This window comes from Burkholderia sp. AU30280 (assembly GCF_020420125.1).
Classification (GTDB): domain Bacteria; phylum Pseudomonadota; class Gammaproteobacteria; order Burkholderiales; family Burkholderiaceae; genus Burkholderia.
This window is the reverse complement of sequence record NZ_JAIZRY010000014.1, coordinates 187,587-205,486: the sequence shown is the minus strand read 5'-3', so window position 1 is coordinate 205,486 and position 17,900 is coordinate 187,587. Positions and strand designations below refer to the sequence as shown.

General features: G+C 61.6%; 17 protein-coding genes. 16 read left to right on the top strand and 1 reads right to left on the bottom strand.

Features of this window, described 5'->3' with window-relative positions; genetic code table 11:
- Positions 1 to 16 precede the first annotated feature (16 nt).
- The 8 genes from LGN17_RS28645 to LGN17_RS28610 all read left to right on the top strand — a co-directional run bounded on the left by LGN17_RS28645 (position 17) and on the right by LGN17_RS28610 (position 9,930).
- The gene (locus LGN17_RS28645; protein ID WP_226200343.1) at positions 17 to 967 is read left to right on the top strand and encodes an acetaldehyde dehydrogenase (acetylating); all 951 of its coding nucleotides are present in this window, start codon (positions 17 to 19) and stop codon (positions 965 to 967) included.
- 12 nt (positions 968 to 979) lie between these two features.
- Entirely contained in the window at positions 980 to 2,002 is a 1,023-nt protein-coding gene (dmpG, locus tag LGN17_RS28640) for a 4-hydroxy-2-oxovalerate aldolase (protein ID WP_226200342.1), read from the top strand.
- A 184-nt stretch (positions 2,003 to 2,186) separates the two neighbouring features.
- Positions 2,187 to 2,951, top strand: coding sequence for an OmpW/AlkL family protein (locus tag LGN17_RS28635; protein WP_226200340.1), 765 nt, complete (start codon positions 2,187 to 2,189; stop codon positions 2,949 to 2,951).
- 47 nt (positions 2,952 to 2,998) lie between these two features.
- The gene (locus LGN17_RS28630; RefSeq protein WP_226200339.1) at positions 2,999 to 3,763 is read left to right on the top strand and encodes an enoyl-CoA hydratase-related protein; all 765 of its coding nucleotides are present in this window, start codon (positions 2,999 to 3,001) and stop codon (positions 3,761 to 3,763) included.
- Positions 3,764 to 3,986: 223 nt separating this feature from the next.
- Complete coding sequence (locus LGN17_RS28625) at positions 3,987 to 6,068, top strand: 3-hydroxyacyl-CoA dehydrogenase NAD-binding domain-containing protein (RefSeq protein WP_226200337.1); 2,082 nt, start codon at positions 3,987 to 3,989, stop codon at positions 6,066 to 6,068.
- Positions 6,069 to 6,082: 14 nt separating this feature from the next.
- On the top strand, positions 6,083 to 7,261 hold the full coding sequence (locus LGN17_RS28620) for an acetyl-CoA C-acyltransferase (protein WP_069261046.1): 1,179 nt from the start codon (positions 6,083 to 6,085) through the stop codon (positions 7,259 to 7,261).
- Between the two features lie 50 nt (positions 7,262 to 7,311).
- Positions 7,312 to 8,097: an SDR family oxidoreductase gene (locus LGN17_RS28615; protein ID WP_226200335.1), complete on the top strand. Its 786-nt coding sequence runs from the start codon at positions 7,312 to 7,314 to the stop codon at positions 8,095 to 8,097.
- A gap of 45 nt (positions 8,098 to 8,142) precedes the next feature.
- On the top strand, positions 8,143 to 9,930 hold the full coding sequence (locus tag LGN17_RS28610) for an acyl-CoA dehydrogenase C-terminal domain-containing protein (RefSeq protein ID WP_226200333.1): 1,788 nt from the start codon (positions 8,143 to 8,145) through the stop codon (positions 9,928 to 9,930).
- Between the two features lie 492 nt (positions 9,931 to 10,422).
- On the opposite strand, the gene LGN17_RS28605 is transcribed toward LGN17_RS28610, so the two are convergent.
- Complete coding sequence (locus LGN17_RS28605) at positions 10,423 to 10,806, bottom strand: hypothetical protein (protein WP_226200331.1); 384 nt, start codon at positions 10,804 to 10,806, stop codon at positions 10,423 to 10,425.
- A gap of 36 nt (positions 10,807 to 10,842) precedes the next feature.
- On the opposite strand from LGN17_RS28605, the gene LGN17_RS28600 reads away from it, so the two are divergent.
- From LGN17_RS28600 to LGN17_RS28565, 8 genes are all read left to right on the top strand, one after another.
- Positions 10,843 to 11,523 (top strand): hypothetical protein, encoded by a 681-nt coding sequence (locus tag LGN17_RS28600; protein ID WP_226200329.1) that lies wholly within the window; start codon positions 10,843 to 10,845, stop codon positions 11,521 to 11,523.
- Positions 11,524 to 11,554: 31 nt separating this feature from the next.
- Positions 11,555 to 12,052: an Lrp/AsnC family transcriptional regulator gene (locus tag LGN17_RS28595; RefSeq protein ID WP_175671319.1), complete on the top strand. Its 498-nt coding sequence runs from the start codon at positions 11,555 to 11,557 to the stop codon at positions 12,050 to 12,052.
- A 151-nt stretch (positions 12,053 to 12,203) separates the two neighbouring features.
- Positions 12,204 to 13,283: a homoserine dehydrogenase gene (locus LGN17_RS28590; RefSeq protein ID WP_226200328.1), complete on the top strand. Its 1,080-nt coding sequence runs from the start codon at positions 12,204 to 12,206 to the stop codon at positions 13,281 to 13,283.
- Positions 13,280 to 14,710: an aldehyde dehydrogenase family protein gene (locus LGN17_RS28585; RefSeq protein WP_226200326.1), complete on the top strand. Its 1,431-nt coding sequence runs from the start codon at positions 13,280 to 13,282 to the stop codon at positions 14,708 to 14,710. The genes LGN17_RS28590 and LGN17_RS28585 overlap by 4 nt, the downstream gene beginning before the upstream one ends.
- Before the next feature lie 80 nt (positions 14,711 to 14,790).
- Complete coding sequence (locus LGN17_RS28580) at positions 14,791 to 15,588, top strand: ABC transporter ATP-binding protein (RefSeq protein WP_226200324.1); 798 nt, start codon at positions 14,791 to 14,793, stop codon at positions 15,586 to 15,588.
- A 31-nt stretch (positions 15,589 to 15,619) separates the two neighbouring features.
- Complete coding sequence (locus LGN17_RS28575) at positions 15,620 to 16,399, top strand: transporter substrate-binding domain-containing protein (RefSeq protein ID WP_226200322.1); 780 nt, start codon at positions 15,620 to 15,622, stop codon at positions 16,397 to 16,399.
- Between the two features lie 71 nt (positions 16,400 to 16,470).
- The gene (locus tag LGN17_RS28570; RefSeq protein WP_226200320.1) at positions 16,471 to 17,148 is read left to right on the top strand and encodes an ABC transporter permease; all 678 of its coding nucleotides are present in this window, start codon (positions 16,471 to 16,473) and stop codon (positions 17,146 to 17,148) included.
- Between the two features lie 13 nt (positions 17,149 to 17,161).
- On the top strand, positions 17,162 to 17,857 hold the full coding sequence (locus LGN17_RS28565; RefSeq protein WP_226200318.1) for an ABC transporter permease: 696 nt from the start codon (positions 17,162 to 17,164) through the stop codon (positions 17,855 to 17,857).
- Positions 17,858 to 17,900 lie beyond the last annotated feature (43 nt).

Here is a 17,900-nt window from a genome sequence, read left to right as displayed (position 1 = left end):
ACGAGCGGGAGAATCCATGGCAGGCAAGTTGAAAGTCGCGATCATCGGGTCGGGCAACATCGGCACCGATCTGATGATCAAAATCATGCGACACGGTGATCATCTCGAGATGGGGGCGATGGTCGGCATCGATGCCGCTTCCGACGGTCTCGCGCGTGCGGCACGCATGGGCGTCGCGACGACGCACGAAGGCGTCGAGGGGCTTACGCGCCTGCCGGTGTTTGGGGATATCGATATCGTCTTTGACGCGACGAGCGCGGCAGCGCATGTGAAGAACGACGCATTCTTGCGGGGGCTCAAGCCAAACGTTCGCATGATCGACCTGACGCCGGCCGCGATCGGCCCGTACTGCGTGCCGGTTGTGAATCTCGACGCGCACGTCAATACGCTGAACGTCAACATGGTGACGTGCGGCGGCCAGGCGACCATTCCGATGGTGGCAGCGGTGTCGCGCGTCGCAAAAGTGCATTACGGCGAGATCATTGCCTCCATTTCGAGCAAATCCGCTGGGCCCGGCACGCGCGCGAACATCGACGAGTTCACGGAGACGACGTCCAAAGCGATCGAGCAGGTTGGCGGCGCGGCAAAGGGGAAAGCCATCATCATCCTCAATCCGGCCGATCCGCCCCTCATCATGCGTGACACGGTTTATTGTCTGTCCGATCCGGCCGACGAAGAGGCGGTGGAGCGGTCGATCGAGGACATGGTCGCCGCCGTCAATCGCTATGTGCCCGGCTATCGCCTCAAGCAACGGGTGCAATTCGATCGGATAGAAGCCCATGCACCCTTGAATATCCCGGGTGTGGGCGCGCGTATGACAGGGCTCAAAACCTCGGTGTTCCTCGAGGTAGAGGGCGCCGCGCATTATCTGCCGTCCTACGCCGGCAATCTCGACATCATGACCTCCGCGGCGAAGGCTTGTGCTGAGCGCATGGCCGCCGAGATGGTCGCCCATGCTACGACCTAGGGGAAACACGGCATGACACTCGGCAAAAAACTGTACATCTCCGACGTGACGCTGCGAGACGGTTCGCATGCGATTCGTCATCAATACAGTGTGCAACAGGCGGCGGCGATTGCGAAAGCGCTCGACGAAGCCAAAGTCGATTCGATCGAGGTGGCGCATGGAGACGGGCTGCAAGGATCGAGTTTCAACTATGGATTCGGCGCTCATACCGATCTCGAATGGATTGCCGCGGTGGCGGAAACGGTCAAGCACGCGAAGGTCGCGACGTTGCTCCTGCCCGGGATCGGCACGATTCACGATTTGCGTGCCGCTTATGACGCTGGCGCTCGTATTGTCCGCGTAGCCACGCATTGCACCGAGGCCGACATCTCCAAACAACACATCGAGTACGCGCGCGAGCTCGGGATGGAGGCGGTGGGCTTCCTCATGATGAGCCACATGACCACCCCGCGCGACCTTGCACAGCAGGCGAAGCTCATGGAGAGCTACGGGGCGACGTGTTGCTACGTCGTCGATTCCGGTGGTGCACTGGGAATGAACGACGTACGCGAACGCTTTCGCGCCTTCAAGGACGTGTTGAAGCCGGAGACCGAGACAGGCATTCATGCCCATCACAATTTGAGCCTTGGCGTCGCCAACAGCATCGTCGCCGTCGAGGAAGGCTGCGACCGCGTCGATGCAAGCCTTGCCGGCATGGGCGCCGGTGCCGGAAACGCACCGCTCGAAGTGTTTATCGCCGCGGCCGAACGGCTCGGTTGGAATCACGGATGTGATCTTTATAGCCTGATGGATGCTGCCGATGACCTCGTTCGTCCGCTACAGGACCGGCCCGTTCGTGTCGATCGCGAAACGCTGGCGCTGGGTTATGCAGGCGTCTATTCGAGCTTCCTTCGCCACTCCGAAGGCGCCGCTCGGAAATACGGATTGAAGGCCGTCGACATCCTTGTCGAATTGGGGCGACGCCGCATGGTTGGCGGGCAGGAGGACATGATCGTCGACGTGGCGCTCGACCTTCTTCGCGCTCGACAGTCGTAGGGAACTTGGTGGTCCGCGGATAGCTGCGGATCGCTCAAGCGAGATAGTTTCGATCGACAGAAATACCCGGAGAAGTACGTTATGTAATTCGTGATACTAAATAAATGCCGACGAATGATGGCCATTGAGAGCCCGGTCGGCACCTTTCGGGACTGAGGTCGCCGTAAAACGGAGGAGACGAAGTATGAGGAAGCAACTGAATTCGATCGCGCTGGCGATTTCGATGTGCGGTCTCGCGGGTACGGCATACGCACAGGAGGCGGGAAGCGTTGTGGTAACCGGTGGCGCCGCGTGGATCGACATGAGGCAATCGAGCTCTCAAGAACTGAAAAGCAGTTCCCAGTTCGGCACTTTCACTTCTCCTGGAACAGGCGCCGAAATTCATAACACCTTCACGGGAGAGTTCCTCGTTACCTACTTCGCAACGGAGCATATTGCGATCGAAAGTGCCGTGGGATTTCCCCCGAAGCTGAATTTTTTCTCCCAGGGGGTCGCCACCCCCCTTGGGCCCCAGGGGCCGGCAATGCCCGTGGGTGATCTGAAGCCGTTGGTGACGGCACGGGTGTGGGCGCCCACAGTGTTCGTGAAGTATTACTTTGGAAAGAAGGACAGTGTGTGGCGCCCATTCCTGGGTGTCGGCGTGAATTACACGTGGTTCAGCTCCGTCCAGGTTCATCCCGCATTCAGCGGGGCACTGGGTCAATTTGCCGGACCGGGTGGAAGGGTTGATGCATCGGCCAGCTCGTCGTGGAACCCAGCCTTCACGGCCGGCGTGACGTATCGCCTCAACGGTAGATGGTCCGTGCTGGGATCGATCACCTACATCCCGCTAAAGACGACCGGAAAATTCGATGCAGTCAGCGCCAACGGAACGACCGTTTTGAGCAACACGGCGCGAATCACGGCCAATCCAATCATCGGATTCGTTGGGGTTTCCTATCGATTTTGAGCGGCGGATCGAGTCTGAATGGGTATAGCGAAACAGGAGATTTCACCGTGGACGACATAAAAGTCCAAGTTGACGGGCGGGTGCTGATCGTCACGATATCGAGGCCAGAAAAGAAGAATGCGTTGACCGGTGCGATGTACGGCGCGCTTGCGGATGCGCTTGAATCAACTGCGCACGAGCGCGTGAACGCCGTCCTCATCCAATCTGATGGTGACACGTTCTCGGCCGGAAGCGACCTGAGCGAATTTTCCGCCGAAGCAATTCGTGACGGCATCGGCAAGAGCCGCGGTGCGCGGTTTCTCCGATGTCTGGCGACGATGGAGATTCCCGTCGTGGCCGCCGTACAGGGGAAAGCCATTGGTGTCGGCGCCACCATGCTGTTGCATTGCGACTACGTCATCGTTGCGAACGACGCGCAACTCAGCGCGCCGTTTGTCGACCTGGCGCTCGTTCCTGAAGCGGCGTCGGGCTACCTGCTTCCGTTGCGGATCGGAAGCATTCGTGCGTTCGAGATGATCGCGCTCGGCCGCTCTGTCGATGCGCAGACCGCCGTGGAATGGGGAATCGCTAATCGATCGGTGCCGGCTGACCGGCTTCGAGCCGAAGCGAAGGCGATCGCGGCGGTTATCGCTGCGAAGGCGCCGGGCGCGGTCAGAGCGACGAAACGGTTGATGAGTGAGCGCAGGAGAGTCATCGATCAAATGAACGCGGAATTCGATGCGATCGACAAGCAATTGGCAGGGAACGAATGCAGCGAAGCCTTGGCCGCGTTCAAGGAAAAGCGTCGTCCCGATTTCTCGAAGCTTCAATAACGTGATGGATAAAAGTAACACTGACACTCGTCCGCATGAGGCCGCCATGGGGCGAGCCCCTGATTTCGACGTGCGGCGATTGGAATCGTGGCTAGGCGGAAATCTGCGTGGTTTTAGCGGGCCACTCGACGCATCGCAATTTTCGGGAGGCCAGTCGAATTCAACCTATTTGCTGACGACGGGGTACCCCGTCCCGTGCGTCGCACATTCAAAGGAAGGGAACATGACAGCACACTACAGGGTGCACGACGACGTGGCGGTTATCACACTCGACAACCCGCCGGTCAATGGGCTCGGGCACGCGACACGTCTCGCCATCGTCGAGGCAATGGCCGCGGCAGCAGCGGACGCGGGCGTACGGGCCATTGTCATTACTGGGGCAGACAGCGGCTTTTCGGCCGGAGCGGACATCCGGGAATTCGGCATGCCGAAAGCAACGCAGGAACCGAGCATTCATACGGTCATACGAGCGATCGAATCCAGCGCCAAGCCGGTTGTCGCCGCCATCCATTCGGTGGCCATGGGCGGTGGGCTGGAGTTGGCAATGGGTTGCCACTTTCGTGTTGTCGCACCGGGTGCGCAGATTGCACTACCTGAAGTGAAGCTCGGCGTTCTTCCGGGAGCAGGGGGGACGCAGCGCCTCCCGCGGGCCGTCGGTCTCGAGGCAGCGCTCGACATGATCGTATCCGGCCGAATCGTACGCTCGGAAAAACTGGCAGACACTGGCCTGTTCGACCTGATCATCGATGGCGACCTGCTGACAGGCGCGGTGCGGTTTGCACAACAGGCTGCGGACCGGAACGAACTGCCGCGGCTGCGGGATCGCCGCATCGAGCATGTCAATCCGAACGGATTCCTGCAATTCGCGCGCAACACGATTGCAACTGCGAGCCGCAACTTTCCGGCGCCGCTCAAATGTGTCGACGCCGTGCAGGCTTCCGTGCAGCAAGCCTTCGACGATGGGATCAAGTTCGAACGCAAGCTGTTCATGGAACTGATGGACACATCGGAATCCCGAGCGCTTCGTCACGCCTTCTTCGGAAAACGTGCTGGTGCGAAGATTCCAGACCTGCCGCGCGACACACCGGTGCGGACGGTAACGCAAGTGGCTGTCGTCGGCGCGGGCACGATGGGAGCGGGCATTGCGATGAACTTTCTCAGTGCGGGCCTCCAGGTCACGATTCTTGAGACGCGGCAAGACGCGCTCGAGCGCGGTGTCGCGGCGATCCGCAAGAACTACGAGGACAACGCCAGAAAGGGCAAGCTCACGCAGGAACAGGTCGAGCAGCGTATGTCCCTTCTGACACCGACACTCTCCTATGACGACCTCCGGCACGCCGACCTCATTATTGAAGCGGTGTTCGAGGAAATGAGCGTGAAGGAAAGTGTGTTCCGGGCGCTGGATGCCGTCGCAAAGCGTGGAGCCATCCTGGCATCGAACACCTCGACCCTGGACGTGGACAAGATCGCCGCGTTCACGAAGCGGCCTTACGACGTGGTCGGTATGCATTTCTTCAGTCCGGCCAACGTGATGGAACTTCTCGAGGTCGTACGAGGTGAGAAGACCGCCCACGACGTGCTCGCGACAGTCATGAGTCTCGCCAGGAAGATCGGCAAGACGGCGGTGGTGTCCGGTGTTTGCGACGGCTTCATTGGTAACCGGATGATCAATCAGTACCTGCGCCAAGCAGGCTATCTGCTGGACGAGGGCGCGCTACCGGAACAGATCGATCGTGCAATCGAGAAGTTTGGCTTTGCGATGGGCCCGTTCCGCATGCTCGACCTGTCCGGCAACGACATCGTCTGGGCGATCCACAAGCGCCATGCGGTGGAAAGGCCGGATATCGTGTATTCGAAGACCACCCATCTGCTCTGTGAGATGGGGCGGTTCGGCCAAAAATCTGGTGCAGGCTGGTACGACTACAAGGCGGGCGATCGCAAGGCGTATCCGTCACCGGTTGTCAATGACATGATCGTCCAGCAATCGAGAGATATTGGTCTGGAGCGGCGTGTTATTTCGGACGAGGAAATCGTCGAGCGTCTTGTCTATGCGCTTGTGAACGAAGGTGCTCGGATATTGGAAGAGGGCATCGCATCGAAAGCATCCGATATCGATGTCGTTTATCTCACGGGCTACGGCTTTCCGATCTTTCGCGGCGGTCCAATGTTCTATGCCGACACCGTAGGCCTTTACAACGTGGCGCAAGCGACGCGCCGCTACGGCAAGGGGTATCGCGGCGAAGCGTGGCAAACGGCCCCGTTGCTCGAGCGGCTGGTCGAAGCGGGCAAAGGTTTCAACGATTGATGTGGAGCACGAATATGACTGAAGCAGTGATTGTTTCCACCGCTCGGACGGCACTCGCGAAGAGCTGGAAGGGCGCGTTCAACATGACGCACGGCGCTACGCTCGGCGGGCACGTGGTCAGACACGCGATCGAGCGTGCGCACATCGAGCCGGGTGAAGTCGAGGACGTTCTGATGGGCTGCGCCGTTCCGGAAGGCGCGACTGGCTGGAACATCGGGCGGCAGATCGCATTGCGTGCAGACTGCCCGGCGAGCGTGCCAGGTGCAACCATCAATCGCTTTTGCTCCTCTGGACTGCAGGCGATTGCGACGGCCGCGCAGCGTGTGATTGCCGGTGAAGGCGATATCTTCGTTGCGGGTGGTGTCGAATCCATTTCCTGTGTCCAGCAGGAAATGAACCGACACATGCTGAACGACGGCTGGCTTGAGAAGCACAAGCCCACCATCTACTGGAGCATGCTGCAAACCGCTGAAACCGTCGCCCGGCGTTACAACATTGGGAGAGATCGTCAGGACGAGTATGGCGTTCGAAGCCAGCAGCGGGCGGCGGATGCCGTTGCCGCCGGAAGGTTTGCGGACGAAATCGTGCCGATCACCACAGTGATGGGTGTCGCCGACGCGAAGACCGGAGCACTCGGCACACGCGAAGTCACGGTGTCTGTCGATGAAGGCATCCGTGCTGATACGACGCTGGAAGGCCTTTCGAAAATTCGTCCTTCTTTGCCGGGTGGCGTGATTACGGCCGGTAATGCGAGCCAGTTCTCCGATGGTGCATCAGCTGCTGTCGTCATGGACGGCAAGCTGGCCTCCGCCCGCGGCCTGCAGCCACTCGGCGCATTCCGGGGTTTTGCCGTTGCCGGATGTGAGCCGGACGAAATGGGTATCGGGCCGGTGTTCGCCGTACCTAAGCTGCTTGCGAAGGCCGGTTTAACGGTCGATGACATCGGCCTTTGGGAGCTTAACGAGGCATTCGCTGTCCAGGTGCTTTACTGCGCCGACAAGCTCGGCATTCCGATGGAGCGCCTCAACGTCAATGGCGGCGCCATTGCATTGGGACATCCGTACGGTGTTTCCGGCGCGCGCCTCGTCGGGCATGCGCTGTTGGAGGGTAAGCGCCGTGGTGCTCGATATGTCGTCGTTACGATGTGCATCGGGGGCGGCCAAGGCGCAGCGGGGTTGTTCGAGGTTTTTTGATGTCTGCGCAAGAAGCGTCGCAGAAACAGGAATAGTGCGGATTAGACACCATGGGTACGCTCAAACAATTATTCGATCTTTCAGGAAAAACCGCGCTCGTAACTGGCGGCTCCCGCGGCCTCGGTCTTCAACTCGCCGAGTCACTCGGCGAACTTGGAGCGCGCATCGTTCTTTCTGCGCGCAAAACCGACGAGTTGCAAGAGGCGCAGGCGCATCTGGCGTCGCTCGGCATTGAGGCGGACTTCATCGCAGCGGACGGTTCCATCGACGCAGATATTCGTCGTCTGGCTGACGAGGCGCTCGCCAGGTTGGGTCGCGTCGACATACTCGTGAACAACGCGGGCGCGGTCTGGAGCGCGCCCGCGGAGGACCACCCGATCGAGGCATGGGATAAGGTCATGAACCTCAACATCCGGGGCCTCTTCCTGCTCACCCAGCAAATTGGCAAGCGGTCGATGATCCCGCGTGGATACGGCCGAATCGTCAACATGGCGTCGATCGGCTGCCCCAGGGGAAATCCGCCTGATGCGATGAGCACCATTGCCTATAACGCGAGCAAGGGAGCGGTTGTCAATTTCACACGAACGCTCGCAGGTGAGTGGGGGCAATACGGCATTACGGTCAACGCGATTGCACCGGGCTTTTTTCCGTCCAACATGACACGGGGCTTGCTCACCCAATTGGGCGCGGACAAGGTTGCGGAAGGAATCCCATTACGGCGCATTGGCGATAGCGAGGATCTGAAGGGCGCCGTCGCATTGTTCGCATCGGATGCAGGCAAGCACATCACCGGACAGATCCTTGCAGTAGACGGTGGCGCGACCGCCGTACTGTAGCCGTGATGCAAAGAGGTCTTACGCAACAAATCGTCGGAGAAAGTAATGGGGCTTTACACCGCGCCGCAGCGCGACATGCAATTTGTGCTTCATGAGTTGCTCGGCGTCGAAGCCGAGTTGAAGGGCATGCCGAAACATGCCGAACTCGATAGGGAGACCATTGATCAGGTACTCGACGAAGCCGGGAAGTTCTGCTCTGGCGTACTGTTTCCGCTCAATCAAAGCGGCGATCGCGAGGGCTGTCACTACGACGGCAACGGCGTCGTCCGAACGCCGACTGGGTTTAAAGACGCATACCGCCAATATGTTGAAGCCGGATGGCCGATGCTTTCCTGTGATCCCGGTTATGGCGGCCAGGGGCTGCCCGGGTGCGTCAATAATGCGCTCTACGAGATGCTGAACTCGGCAAATCAGGCGTGGACCATGTATCCGGGGATCACGCACGACGCTTACGAATGCCTGCATGCGCATGGCACGCCGGAGCAGAAACAGGTCTATCTGCCGAAGCTCGTTTCAGGTGTCTGGACCGGCACGATGTGCCTGACCGAGCCGCATTGCGGTACCGATCTCGGCATCCTGCGTACCAAGGCCGAGCCGCGAGGCGACGGCTCGTACTCGATCACGGGCACCAAGATTTTTATCTCGGGCGGCGAGCATGATCTCGCCGAGAACATTGTTCATCTCGTGCTTGCGCGCGTGCCCGATGCACCGGTGGGCACGAAGGGAATTTCGCTCTTTGTCGTGCCGAAGTTTATCCCGACGAAAAGCGGTGAACCCGGCGAGCGAAACGGTATCCAGTGTGGTTCGATTGAGCACAAGATGGGGATTCATGGCAATGCCACTTGCGTAATGAATCTTGACGATGCAAGCGGGTGGCTCGTCGGCGAGGTCAATCGGGGCCTTCAGGCGATGTTCGTCATGATGAACGCAGCCCGACTAAACGTGGGCATGCAGAGTCTCGGCCTGACCGAGGTCGCCTACCAGAACGCGCGCGCCTACGCGAGGGAGCGCTTGCAGATGCGTTCGCTCTCGGGCCCGAAGGCGCCCGAAAAACCCGCCGACCCCATCATCGTGCACCCCGATGTGCGCCGCATGCTTTTGACGCAAAAGGCCTATGCGGAAGGTGGCCGTGCGTTTACCTATTGGCTTGCGCTACAGATCGACAAGGAACATGGGCATCCGGACGAAACCGTGAGGAGCGGTGCATCGGACCTGATCGCACTGTTGACCCCGATTGCCAAGGCGTTCCTCTCCGACAACGCGTTCGAGTGTACAAATCACGCGCTACAGGTGTTCGGCGGTCATGGCTTCATTACTGAGTGGGGGATGGAGCAATACGTTCGTGACACGCGGATCCATGCGATCTACGAGGGGACGAACGCGGTCCAGGCTCTCGATTTGCTCGGGCGTAAGGTGCTCCCGAACATGAGCGCGAAGTTGAAATGCCTTGAAAAGCTCGTGGCCGATTTCATCGAGGAACAAGACGGGCGACCCGACATGGAAGAGTTCGTTCATCCTCTTTCTAGTCTCTTCGAGAAGATTCAACAGCTCACGAACGAAGTGAGCATGAGGGCCGCCAGCGATCCAGACGAAATCGGTGCCGCGGCAGTGCCTTATCTGCGTACGGTGGGACATCTCGTTTTCTCGTATTTCTGGGCTCGCATGGCGCGCATCGCCCTCGACAAGATTGCGACGGGTGATGCGTTCTATCAATCCAAGCTTGCTACTGCACGTTTCTATTTCGCGAAACTGTTGCCCGAGACCGAAACCACGATTCACGCAGCACGTTCCGGTGCGACGACCATCATGGGGATTGACGAGGCACTATTTTGAACGAAGCCCAGTGCGTGCGGAGCTGTGCTTTCGTCAAGTTGTGAGAGTGTGATCATGTTCGCCAACCACGGAAGCGGCTGAACGGCGCGGTGAACCGTACCAGTGTGTTCGAGGAGACTCATATGAACCGTTTCGCCAATTTACCGTCGTCGGGTGCTTCACTGTATTCCAACCCCGATGTTGCTGCGACTCGCCATCCAGAAAAAACGCGATTTCATACTACGGTTACGGCGCGACATATACCGAACTGAAGCGAAAAGTCGACGCTCCCGGCCTATACAGTTGATGATTACCGTGATCTCTCGCAGGCTCGAATGTCGAGGCAATCTCTATCTGGCACTGCAAGTCAAACATGCGTGATCAGAGTGACCAAATCTATTCGAACTCGCCGCCGTCCATACCGTTGCTCGATGTTTAAGCGCACATTCTCCAACGGTTTGACGGCCAACGAGTTCGTGTGCGGCCTAGGGACGCCACCTCGATCCACGAGCGTCACTTGTTCACGGGGTCCTGATCTGTGCGTAAGTGATTGATTTTTCGGGTGTTATAAGGTTTGCTTCGGTCGGAGGCCACCTTTTCTGCGAACCTACAATGCAGGGTCTCAATGGCCGATATCGGCGACCGGTGCGGCCCGTCTCCCTTCATGATTGCGGGCTCCCTCGACGTGTTGCCTTGCATCCCGGATGTCGTCATCGTCACGCCCACGCCTGTAACCGGACCTGCCGGGATTGCGACGGATGAAAATCGTCCTGTCGGCGGCGTTTTTCGACGCTTTCCGTCGAAACTGCCGGTTCTTGAGATTTTTTTAGTCGCACCGAGGCGATATGATTTCTTCAGCCCCAATATCGTCGGCCAATCCATGAAGCGCGCCAGCATCGCGGCGACGCGGCCCCGCAAGCACGAGAGAGTTGTATGCCGGACACGCCAATCGTCATCGTTGAACACGCCCGCAGGCGAACCGCTCAAGTCCGGGCCGGCGACGTCCCCGCCGCCTTGCAGGATGGTCCCAAGTGGGTGTGCAGGATCGTTCCGGATCACGCACCGAGGTCCTGCGAAGGGCGCCGATCCGCTGCAAGCGCGGCTGAAACGCTCGGCCGACTGAAGCCTGCGAGCGTCGTGTTGACGGACCCTGTCCCGAGCGCCGGCGGCTGGCTGGCGCGCTCTTCGACCGATGGGGCCGGTCGGCACCGCGCCTATGCGCATCTCAGTGCGAACCGGATCCTCGAGATGGTCGGAATGCCGGGTGTCGGCCCGTGGCTCGACGAGCACGACACCTGGTGGCCCGGCGCGTACGAGTTGCCGCTGCTCGAACAGTTGTCCGCGAACGAATCGCCTCTGCGCGACCTGCTTGATGCGACGGCACCCGCCCATTTGCTGATGAGCCTGACCGAAGTCGACGGTACCGCACTCGTGACCGAATCGGACGATGGCATCGAGCGTCCGTTCCGTATTCCCGAGGGTGTCGATACGATCCATTTCGCACCCGTATGCCTCTGCGGGCCCGTAGCGCAGTGGCGCGAAACGCTCGTCACCGCGTTCGATCGTGTCCGGCATCTGGTCGGGCTCAGATCGGCCCGACCTTTCTATCTTTGACGCAAGCACCCGTTCCCCGGCAGGCCACGCGATGACCGACGCACTCGACTCCTTCGACCGCAAGATCCTGAATATCGTCCAGCGCGATTGCACCGCGACTGCGGACGCCATTGCCGAACGGATCGGTCTGTCCACGTCAGCCGTGCAGAAGCGGCTGAAGCGCATGCGCACCGAGAAGATCATTTCGGCGGAAATCGCCGTTGTCGACCGCGCGGCGGTCGGCAGGCCGATGACGTTCATTGCGGCGATCGAGATCGAACGCGAAAACTACGAGACGGTCGCCAGGTTCCGCGAGTGGTCGAAGGCGCACGACGAAATCCAGCAGATCTACTACGTGACGGGCTCCGTCGACCTGATCGCGATCATCACGGCACACGACGTCGAGGCGTACGACCGGTTGTCCGCGCGGATCATGCAGAGCAACCCGATGATCCGCCGGATCAACACGAACGTCGTGCTGAGCGCGGTGAAAGTCGGGCTGTTCGTGCCGGTCGACAAGGACGGCGACGACGAGCCGACGCTCACCTGACGGAGTTGTTTCGCTCGGGAACTGGCGATCCGCCCGTCCCGCATGACAAACCGTAACGGGTGACTGGCTGAATCGGGCGAAACGACTAATTTGAAAATCGATTCGCATCACTAACCTGTGTCATGTGGTCAATGAACAGGAGATGATCAAGATGGAACTCAAACTGGCACTGGTCGGTTTCGGCGGAGTCAATCAGGGACTGGTCGAACTGCTCAAAAGGAAGCGCGCGATGCTGGCTGCGGCGGGACTCGACGTATCGGTGACGATGGTTGCCGACCTGCGGCTCGGGATCGCGACGAATCCTCGAGGCATCGCACTGGACGTGCTCGACGAAACCGCTCGGCGGGGCGTCGATGCCGAAGCGCTGCGCCGCGATCCCGGCACGCTGGTGTCGCCGGACGTCGGCCTCGGTGCGGTGCTGAAGGCCATCGCATCGGACCACGTGGATGTCGTCGTCGAGGCGACCTTCACCGATCCGAACACCGGTGAGCCTGCGCTGTCGCATTGCCGTACCGCGCTCGAATGCGGCAAGCACGTGATCACGACCAACAAGGGGCCGATCGCGCTCGCGCAGCCGGCACTGGCGCGGATCGCCGCGCAATCGGGGGCTTGCGTGATGTACGAGGGCACGGTGATGAGCGGCACGCCGGTGCTGCGGCAGCTCGCGACGTCGCTGCGCGGCTGCGACATCAACGGCTTCGCCGGCATCCTGAACGGCACGTCGAATTACGTGCTCGGCGAGGTCGAGGCCGGCGCGAGCTTCGATGCGGCGATCCGGGATGCGCAGCAGCGCGGCTATGCGGAGGCGAACCCGGCGGCCGACGTCAACGGTTCGGACGTACAGCTGAAAGTCGTCATTCTGGCGAACGCGCTGTGGAATGCCGGCCTCAAGCGTGGCGACGTGACGTGCCGCGGCATCGTCGAGCTGACCGAGCACGACGTACGCGCAGCGGCGGCGGAGCGCATGTCCTGGCGCCTGATTGGTTCTGCCGTCCGGCATCCGGACGGCACCGTGACCGCGAGCGTCGAACCGCGCAAGCTGCCGGCCGGCCATCCGCTGCTTGCCGCGAACGGTGTGACGAACGCGATCACGTTCGACACCGACGTGCTCGGCGGGGTGACGATCAGCGGGCCCGGTGCGGGGCGCGAGGAAACGGCGTTCGCGATCCTTTCCGACCTGATCGAACTCGCGGACAGGATCGGTGCAACTGCGCACGAGGTGGCCGCATGAGCGCGCGCGATGCGGTGATGACCGACTGCACGGGTGCCGGCGTAGCCGATGTTCGGTCGCCGTATGACGGCTCGATCGTCGGCCAGGTTCGGCTGTCGCGTGCCGACGCGGCGCCGGCCCTCGTCGAGCGCGCGCTCGACGGCGCGCGTGCGGCCGCAACCATGCCGCGCAGCCGGCGGGCCGACATCCTGTTTCGTGCCGCTGCGAGCGTGGAGGCACAAGCGGAGACATTTGCACGCAGGATCGCGCTCGAAGCGGGTAAGCCGCTGCGGCAGGCACGCAAGGAGGTCGCGCGCTGCGTGAACACGCTGCGCCTGTCGGGCGAGGAAGCGAAACGACTCAGCGGCGAGACGATCCCGTTCGACGGCTATCCCGGCTCCGAGGATCGCAGCGGCTACTACACGCTGGAACCGCTGGGCGTGATTCTCGCGATCACGCCGTTCAACGACCCGCTGAATCTCGTTGCACACAAGCTCGGACCGGCGATCGGGACCGGCAACGCGGTAATCCTGAAGCCCTCGTTGCTCGCGCCGCTGTCCGCACAGGCGCTCGTCGAGGTGCTGTGGGAAGCCGGTGCGCCGCGCGACGTGCTGCAGATCGTGCACGGCGGCGCGGATATCGCATCCGCTCTGGTGCGCGACCGGCGGATCCGAATGGTGACCTTCACGGGCGGCCCGCAGACCGGCGAGGCCATCACGCGCGATGCGGGACTCAAGAAGATTGCGATGGACCTGGGCGGAAATGCACCTGTGATCGTCATGGCCGACTGCGACCTGAAGGATGCCGCCGAATCCTGCGTGTCGGGCGCGTTCTGGGCGGCGGGCCAGAACTGCATCGGCACGCAGCGGATCTTCGTGGCCGAGGCCGCGTATGAGCCATTCGTCCGGTATTTCGTCGAACTGACCGGCAGGATGGTCGTCGGCGATCCACTGGACGACGCAACCGACATGGGGCCGATGATCGGGGAGGAACAGGCGATGCGCATCGAACGCTGGGTCGACGAAGCCGTGTCGTGCGGTGCGACGGTGCTGACCGGCCATCGGCGGCGCGGGGCGCTGTATGAACCGACGGTGCTCGCGGATGTGCCGCACGACGCGCGTGTCTGGACCGACGAGGTGTTCGCGCCAGTCGTGACGATCGAGAAATTCGCCGACTTGCACCAGGCGTTCGACGCGGCCAACGCGTCGGAGAGCTGCCTGCATGCAGGCGTGTTCACCAGCCGCCTGGAGGTGGCGCTCGACGCGGCCGAGCGCCTGCAGGCGGGCGGCGTGATGATCAACGATTCGTCCGATTACCGCTTCGACGGCATGCCGTTCGGCGGTTTCAAGCATGGGTCGCTGGGCCGCGAAGGCGTTCGGTTCGCGATGACGGAAATGACGCAGCCGAAGGTGGTCTGCTTCAGGCGCAACCGGCGGCTGTCGAGCTGATGCGCAAGCGCCGGCGCCTGGCGGGCCGGCGCGGCGCGAACCGGAGCGGTGTGAGCAACGTATCGAAGAAGGAGTCGAGGATGCCAGCAGCAATTCCTGCATGCAAGCCGGCGGCGGACGCGCTGGTGGTCGAGGATATTCACAAGTCGTTCGGCGGTGTCGAGGTGCTGAAGGGCATCTCGCTGACCGCGAGGAATCATGAGGTCGTGTCGATCCTCGGCAGTAGCGGCTCGGGCAAGAGTACGTTCCTCAGGTGCATCAACTTGCTGGAAATGCCCGATCGGGGCCGGATTTGCGTGAACGGCGAAACGCTCGCGTTGAAGCAGACGGGCCGCGACGGCGCGCGCGTCGCGGCCGATGCGCAGCAGGTGATGCGCGTGCGCCGCAAGCTCGCGATGGTGTTCCAGCAGTTCAATCTCTGGGCGCACATGACCGTGCTGCAGAACGTGATGTTCGTGCCGGTGCGCGTGCTTGGCGTGCCCAAGCGAGACGCCCGCGACAAGGCGATCGCGATGCTCGAACGGGTCGGGCTCGCCGGCAAGTGCGAACACTATCCGAACCAGCTGTCGGGCGGCCAGCAGCAGCGCGTCGCGATTGCACGTGCGCTCGCGACCGATCCCGACGTGATGCTGTTCGACGAGCCGACGTCCGCGCTCGATCCCGAGCTCGTCGGCGAAGTGTTGAAAGTGATGCGCTCGCTGGCCGACGAGGGACGGACGATGCTCGTCGTCACGCATGAGATGGGGTTTGCACGCGAAGTCGCGAACCGCGTCGTGTTCGTCCACCAGGGACGAATCGAGGAAGACGGCAGTCCCGATGAGGTGTTCGCGAGCCAGAAATCGCCGCGTTTCCAGAAGTTTCTGTCCAGCATCATCTGATGCGGATTCGATGTCAACCGGAGGGGAAACCATGAAGAAGCTGCTTCAGTTGCTGTGCGTGGGCGCGGCATTGCTCGGATCGGTCGCGCATGCCGAGCAGGTCGTGCGGATCGGCACACTCGCCGATTACGCGCCGTTTGAATACAAGGATGCGTCCGGCAAGCTGCAGGGCATGGAGATCGACATCGGCAAGAAGATGTGCGACACGATGAAGGTCAAGTGCCAGTGGGTGACGATGGATTTCGACGCGCTGATTCCGGCACTCAAGGCGAAGCAGATCGATGCGGTGCTCGCGCAAATGTCGAAGACGCCGGAGCGCGAGCAGTCGGTGGACTTCACGCGCATTTTCACGACGGCACCCGTGCAGCTCGTCGCGAAGCAGGGGTCGGGCATCACGGACAGCCCCGCCACGCTGCGCGGCAAGACGATCGGCGTTCAGACGGCATCGACGCACGAATCCTATCTGCGCCGCCGCCTGCCGGCGAGCAAGTCGGGGATCAACGTGAAGGTCTATCAGACGCTCGACGAGGCATGGCTCGATCTCGAGGCCGGACGCGTCGATGCGGTGCTCGCCGACAACACAGTCGCGTACGACTGGCTGACGAAGGCCGGCAGGAAGGAAGGTTTCGACTTCGTCGGCAAGCCGATCGCGGATGCGGAGATCTTCGGCGACGGTACGGCGATCGCGGTACGCAAGGGTGACGCGCCGTTGAAGGCGCTGTTCGACAAGGGCATCGCGCAGGTGCAGGCGGATGGCACGTTCGCCGCAGCCAACAAGCGCTATTTCCCGTTCACCATCGCGCCGCAATAACCGCGCATCGGGACTGCGCGGCCGCCGGACGGCAGCCGGCGCGATCCGGGCTCACAAGGAGCGATATCACGATGGACATCTTGGTGAACTACGGCGCGCAGATCGCGGCTGGCGCGCTGGTCACGCTGGAGCTCGCGGTCAGCGCGCTATGCGTCGGCATGCTGCTCGGCATCGCCGGCGCATCGGCAAAACTGTCGAGCCTGGGCTGGCTCAGGCATGCGACCTATGCGCTGACCAATTTCCTGCGTGGCATTCCAGAGTTCCTGATCCTGCTGATCTGCTACTTCGGGCTGTCGCGTCTGCTCAACGCGCAATTCGATGGCGCCGTGGTGATCAGCCCGTTCTCCGCCGGCGTAATCGCGCTCGCCGTGGTGTTCGGCGCCTATTCGTCGGAGATGTTCCGCGGCGCATTCATCGCGGTGCCGCCCGGGCAGATCGAGGCCGCGCGCGCGTACGGGATGACACGCCTGCAGACGCTGTGGTACGTGCGCCTGCCGCAGGCGTGGCGCATCTGCCTGCCGAGCCTGAACAACATGTGGCAGAACTTGCTGAAGGACACGTCGCTGGTATCCATCGTCGGGCTCGAGGACATGTTGCGCAAGGCGAACATCGCCGCGCAGTTCACCAAGCAGCCATTCGTCTTCTACGTGACGGTCGGAATCGTCTATTTCGGCTTTCTCGCCGCATCCAACCCCGTGTTCGCTTGGCTCGAGCGCATCGCGGGCCGCGGTTACGCAAAACCCATTTGAGGAGCGCCAGGCGATGAACGACTTTCTCTCCCTCATCGTGCAGTCCGGCCCCGACGTCGCGCGTGGCATATGGATCACGCTGGAGCTGCTGGTGCTGTCATGCACGCTTGCGTTCGTGCTCGCGGTGCCGCTGGCTGTCGCGCGCACGTCGGCGTGCCGGTGGCTGTCGACACCGAGCCGCCTGTTCATGTCGGTGTTTCGCGGCACGCCGCTGCTGGTGCAGATTTTCGTGCTGTATTACGGGCTCGCGCAGTTCTCGGTCGTGCGTGCGTCGCCTCTGTGGCTGCTGGTCGGCGGATCGTTCTCGTGTGCATTGTGCGCGCTGACGCTCAATCTCGCGGCCTACATGGCGGAGGACATCCGGGGCGGGATCGCCGGCGTCCCCGCCGGCGAGAAGGAGGCCGCGCTCGCGTTCGGGATGAGCCGCTTCATGCTCACCTGGTTCGTGATCGTGCCGCGCGCGATCGGCATCGTCGCACCGACGCTCGGCAACGAGATCGTGCTGCAGCTGAAGTCGACCGCGCTGGCCAGCACGATCACCGTGCTCGACCTGACCGGTGTCGCGCGGCGCATCTCCATCGAAACCTATACGACCGACGCGCTGATGCTGGCCGGCATCGTGTACGTCGGTATCACGGCGGTGCTTTCGACCGTGCTCAAACGCGTCGAGGGCCTGCTGAATCGCCATCTGGGCAGCGCGCGTGCCTGACGGGCGCCGCATGAACGCGACACAACGAACGATCCGAGGACGA

Coding starts and splice junctions, on each gene's coding strand:
- LGN17_RS28645 (WP_226200343.1), top strand. CDS start 17: ATGGCAGGCAAGTTGAAAGTCGCGATCATCGGGTCGGGCAACATCGGC.
- dmpG (WP_226200342.1), top strand. CDS start 980: ATGACACTCGGCAAAAAACTGTACATCTCCGACGTGACGCTGCGAGAC.
- LGN17_RS28635 (WP_226200340.1), top strand. CDS start 2,187: ATGAGGAAGCAACTGAATTCGATCGCGCTGGCGATTTCGATGTGCGGT.
- LGN17_RS28625 (WP_226200337.1), top strand. CDS start 3,987: ATGACAGCACACTACAGGGTGCACGACGACGTGGCGGTTATCACACTC.
- LGN17_RS28620 (WP_069261046.1), top strand. CDS start 6,083: ATGACTGAAGCAGTGATTGTTTCCACCGCTCGGACGGCACTCGCGAAG.
- LGN17_RS28615 (WP_226200335.1), top strand. CDS start 7,312: ATGGGTACGCTCAAACAATTATTCGATCTTTCAGGAAAAACCGCGCTC.
- LGN17_RS28610 (WP_226200333.1), top strand. CDS start 8,143: ATGGGGCTTTACACCGCGCCGCAGCGCGACATGCAATTTGTGCTTCAT.
- LGN17_RS28605 (WP_226200331.1), bottom strand. CDS start 10,806: ATGCTGGCGCGCTTCATGGATTGGCCGACGATATTGGGGCTGAAGAAA.
- LGN17_RS28600 (WP_226200329.1), top strand. CDS start 10,843: ATGCCGGACACGCCAATCGTCATCGTTGAACACGCCCGCAGGCGAACC.
- LGN17_RS28595 (WP_175671319.1), top strand. CDS start 11,555: ATGACCGACGCACTCGACTCCTTCGACCGCAAGATCCTGAATATCGTC.
- LGN17_RS28590 (WP_226200328.1), top strand. CDS start 12,204: ATGGAACTCAAACTGGCACTGGTCGGTTTCGGCGGAGTCAATCAGGGA.
- LGN17_RS28585 (WP_226200326.1), top strand. CDS start 13,280: ATGAGCGCGCGCGATGCGGTGATGACCGACTGCACGGGTGCCGGCGTA.
- LGN17_RS28580 (WP_226200324.1), top strand. CDS start 14,791: ATGCCAGCAGCAATTCCTGCATGCAAGCCGGCGGCGGACGCGCTGGTG.
- LGN17_RS28575 (WP_226200322.1), top strand. CDS start 15,620: ATGAAGAAGCTGCTTCAGTTGCTGTGCGTGGGCGCGGCATTGCTCGGA.
- LGN17_RS28570 (WP_226200320.1), top strand. CDS start 16,471: ATGGACATCTTGGTGAACTACGGCGCGCAGATCGCGGCTGGCGCGCTG.
- LGN17_RS28565 (WP_226200318.1), top strand. CDS start 17,162: ATGAACGACTTTCTCTCCCTCATCGTGCAGTCCGGCCCCGACGTCGCG.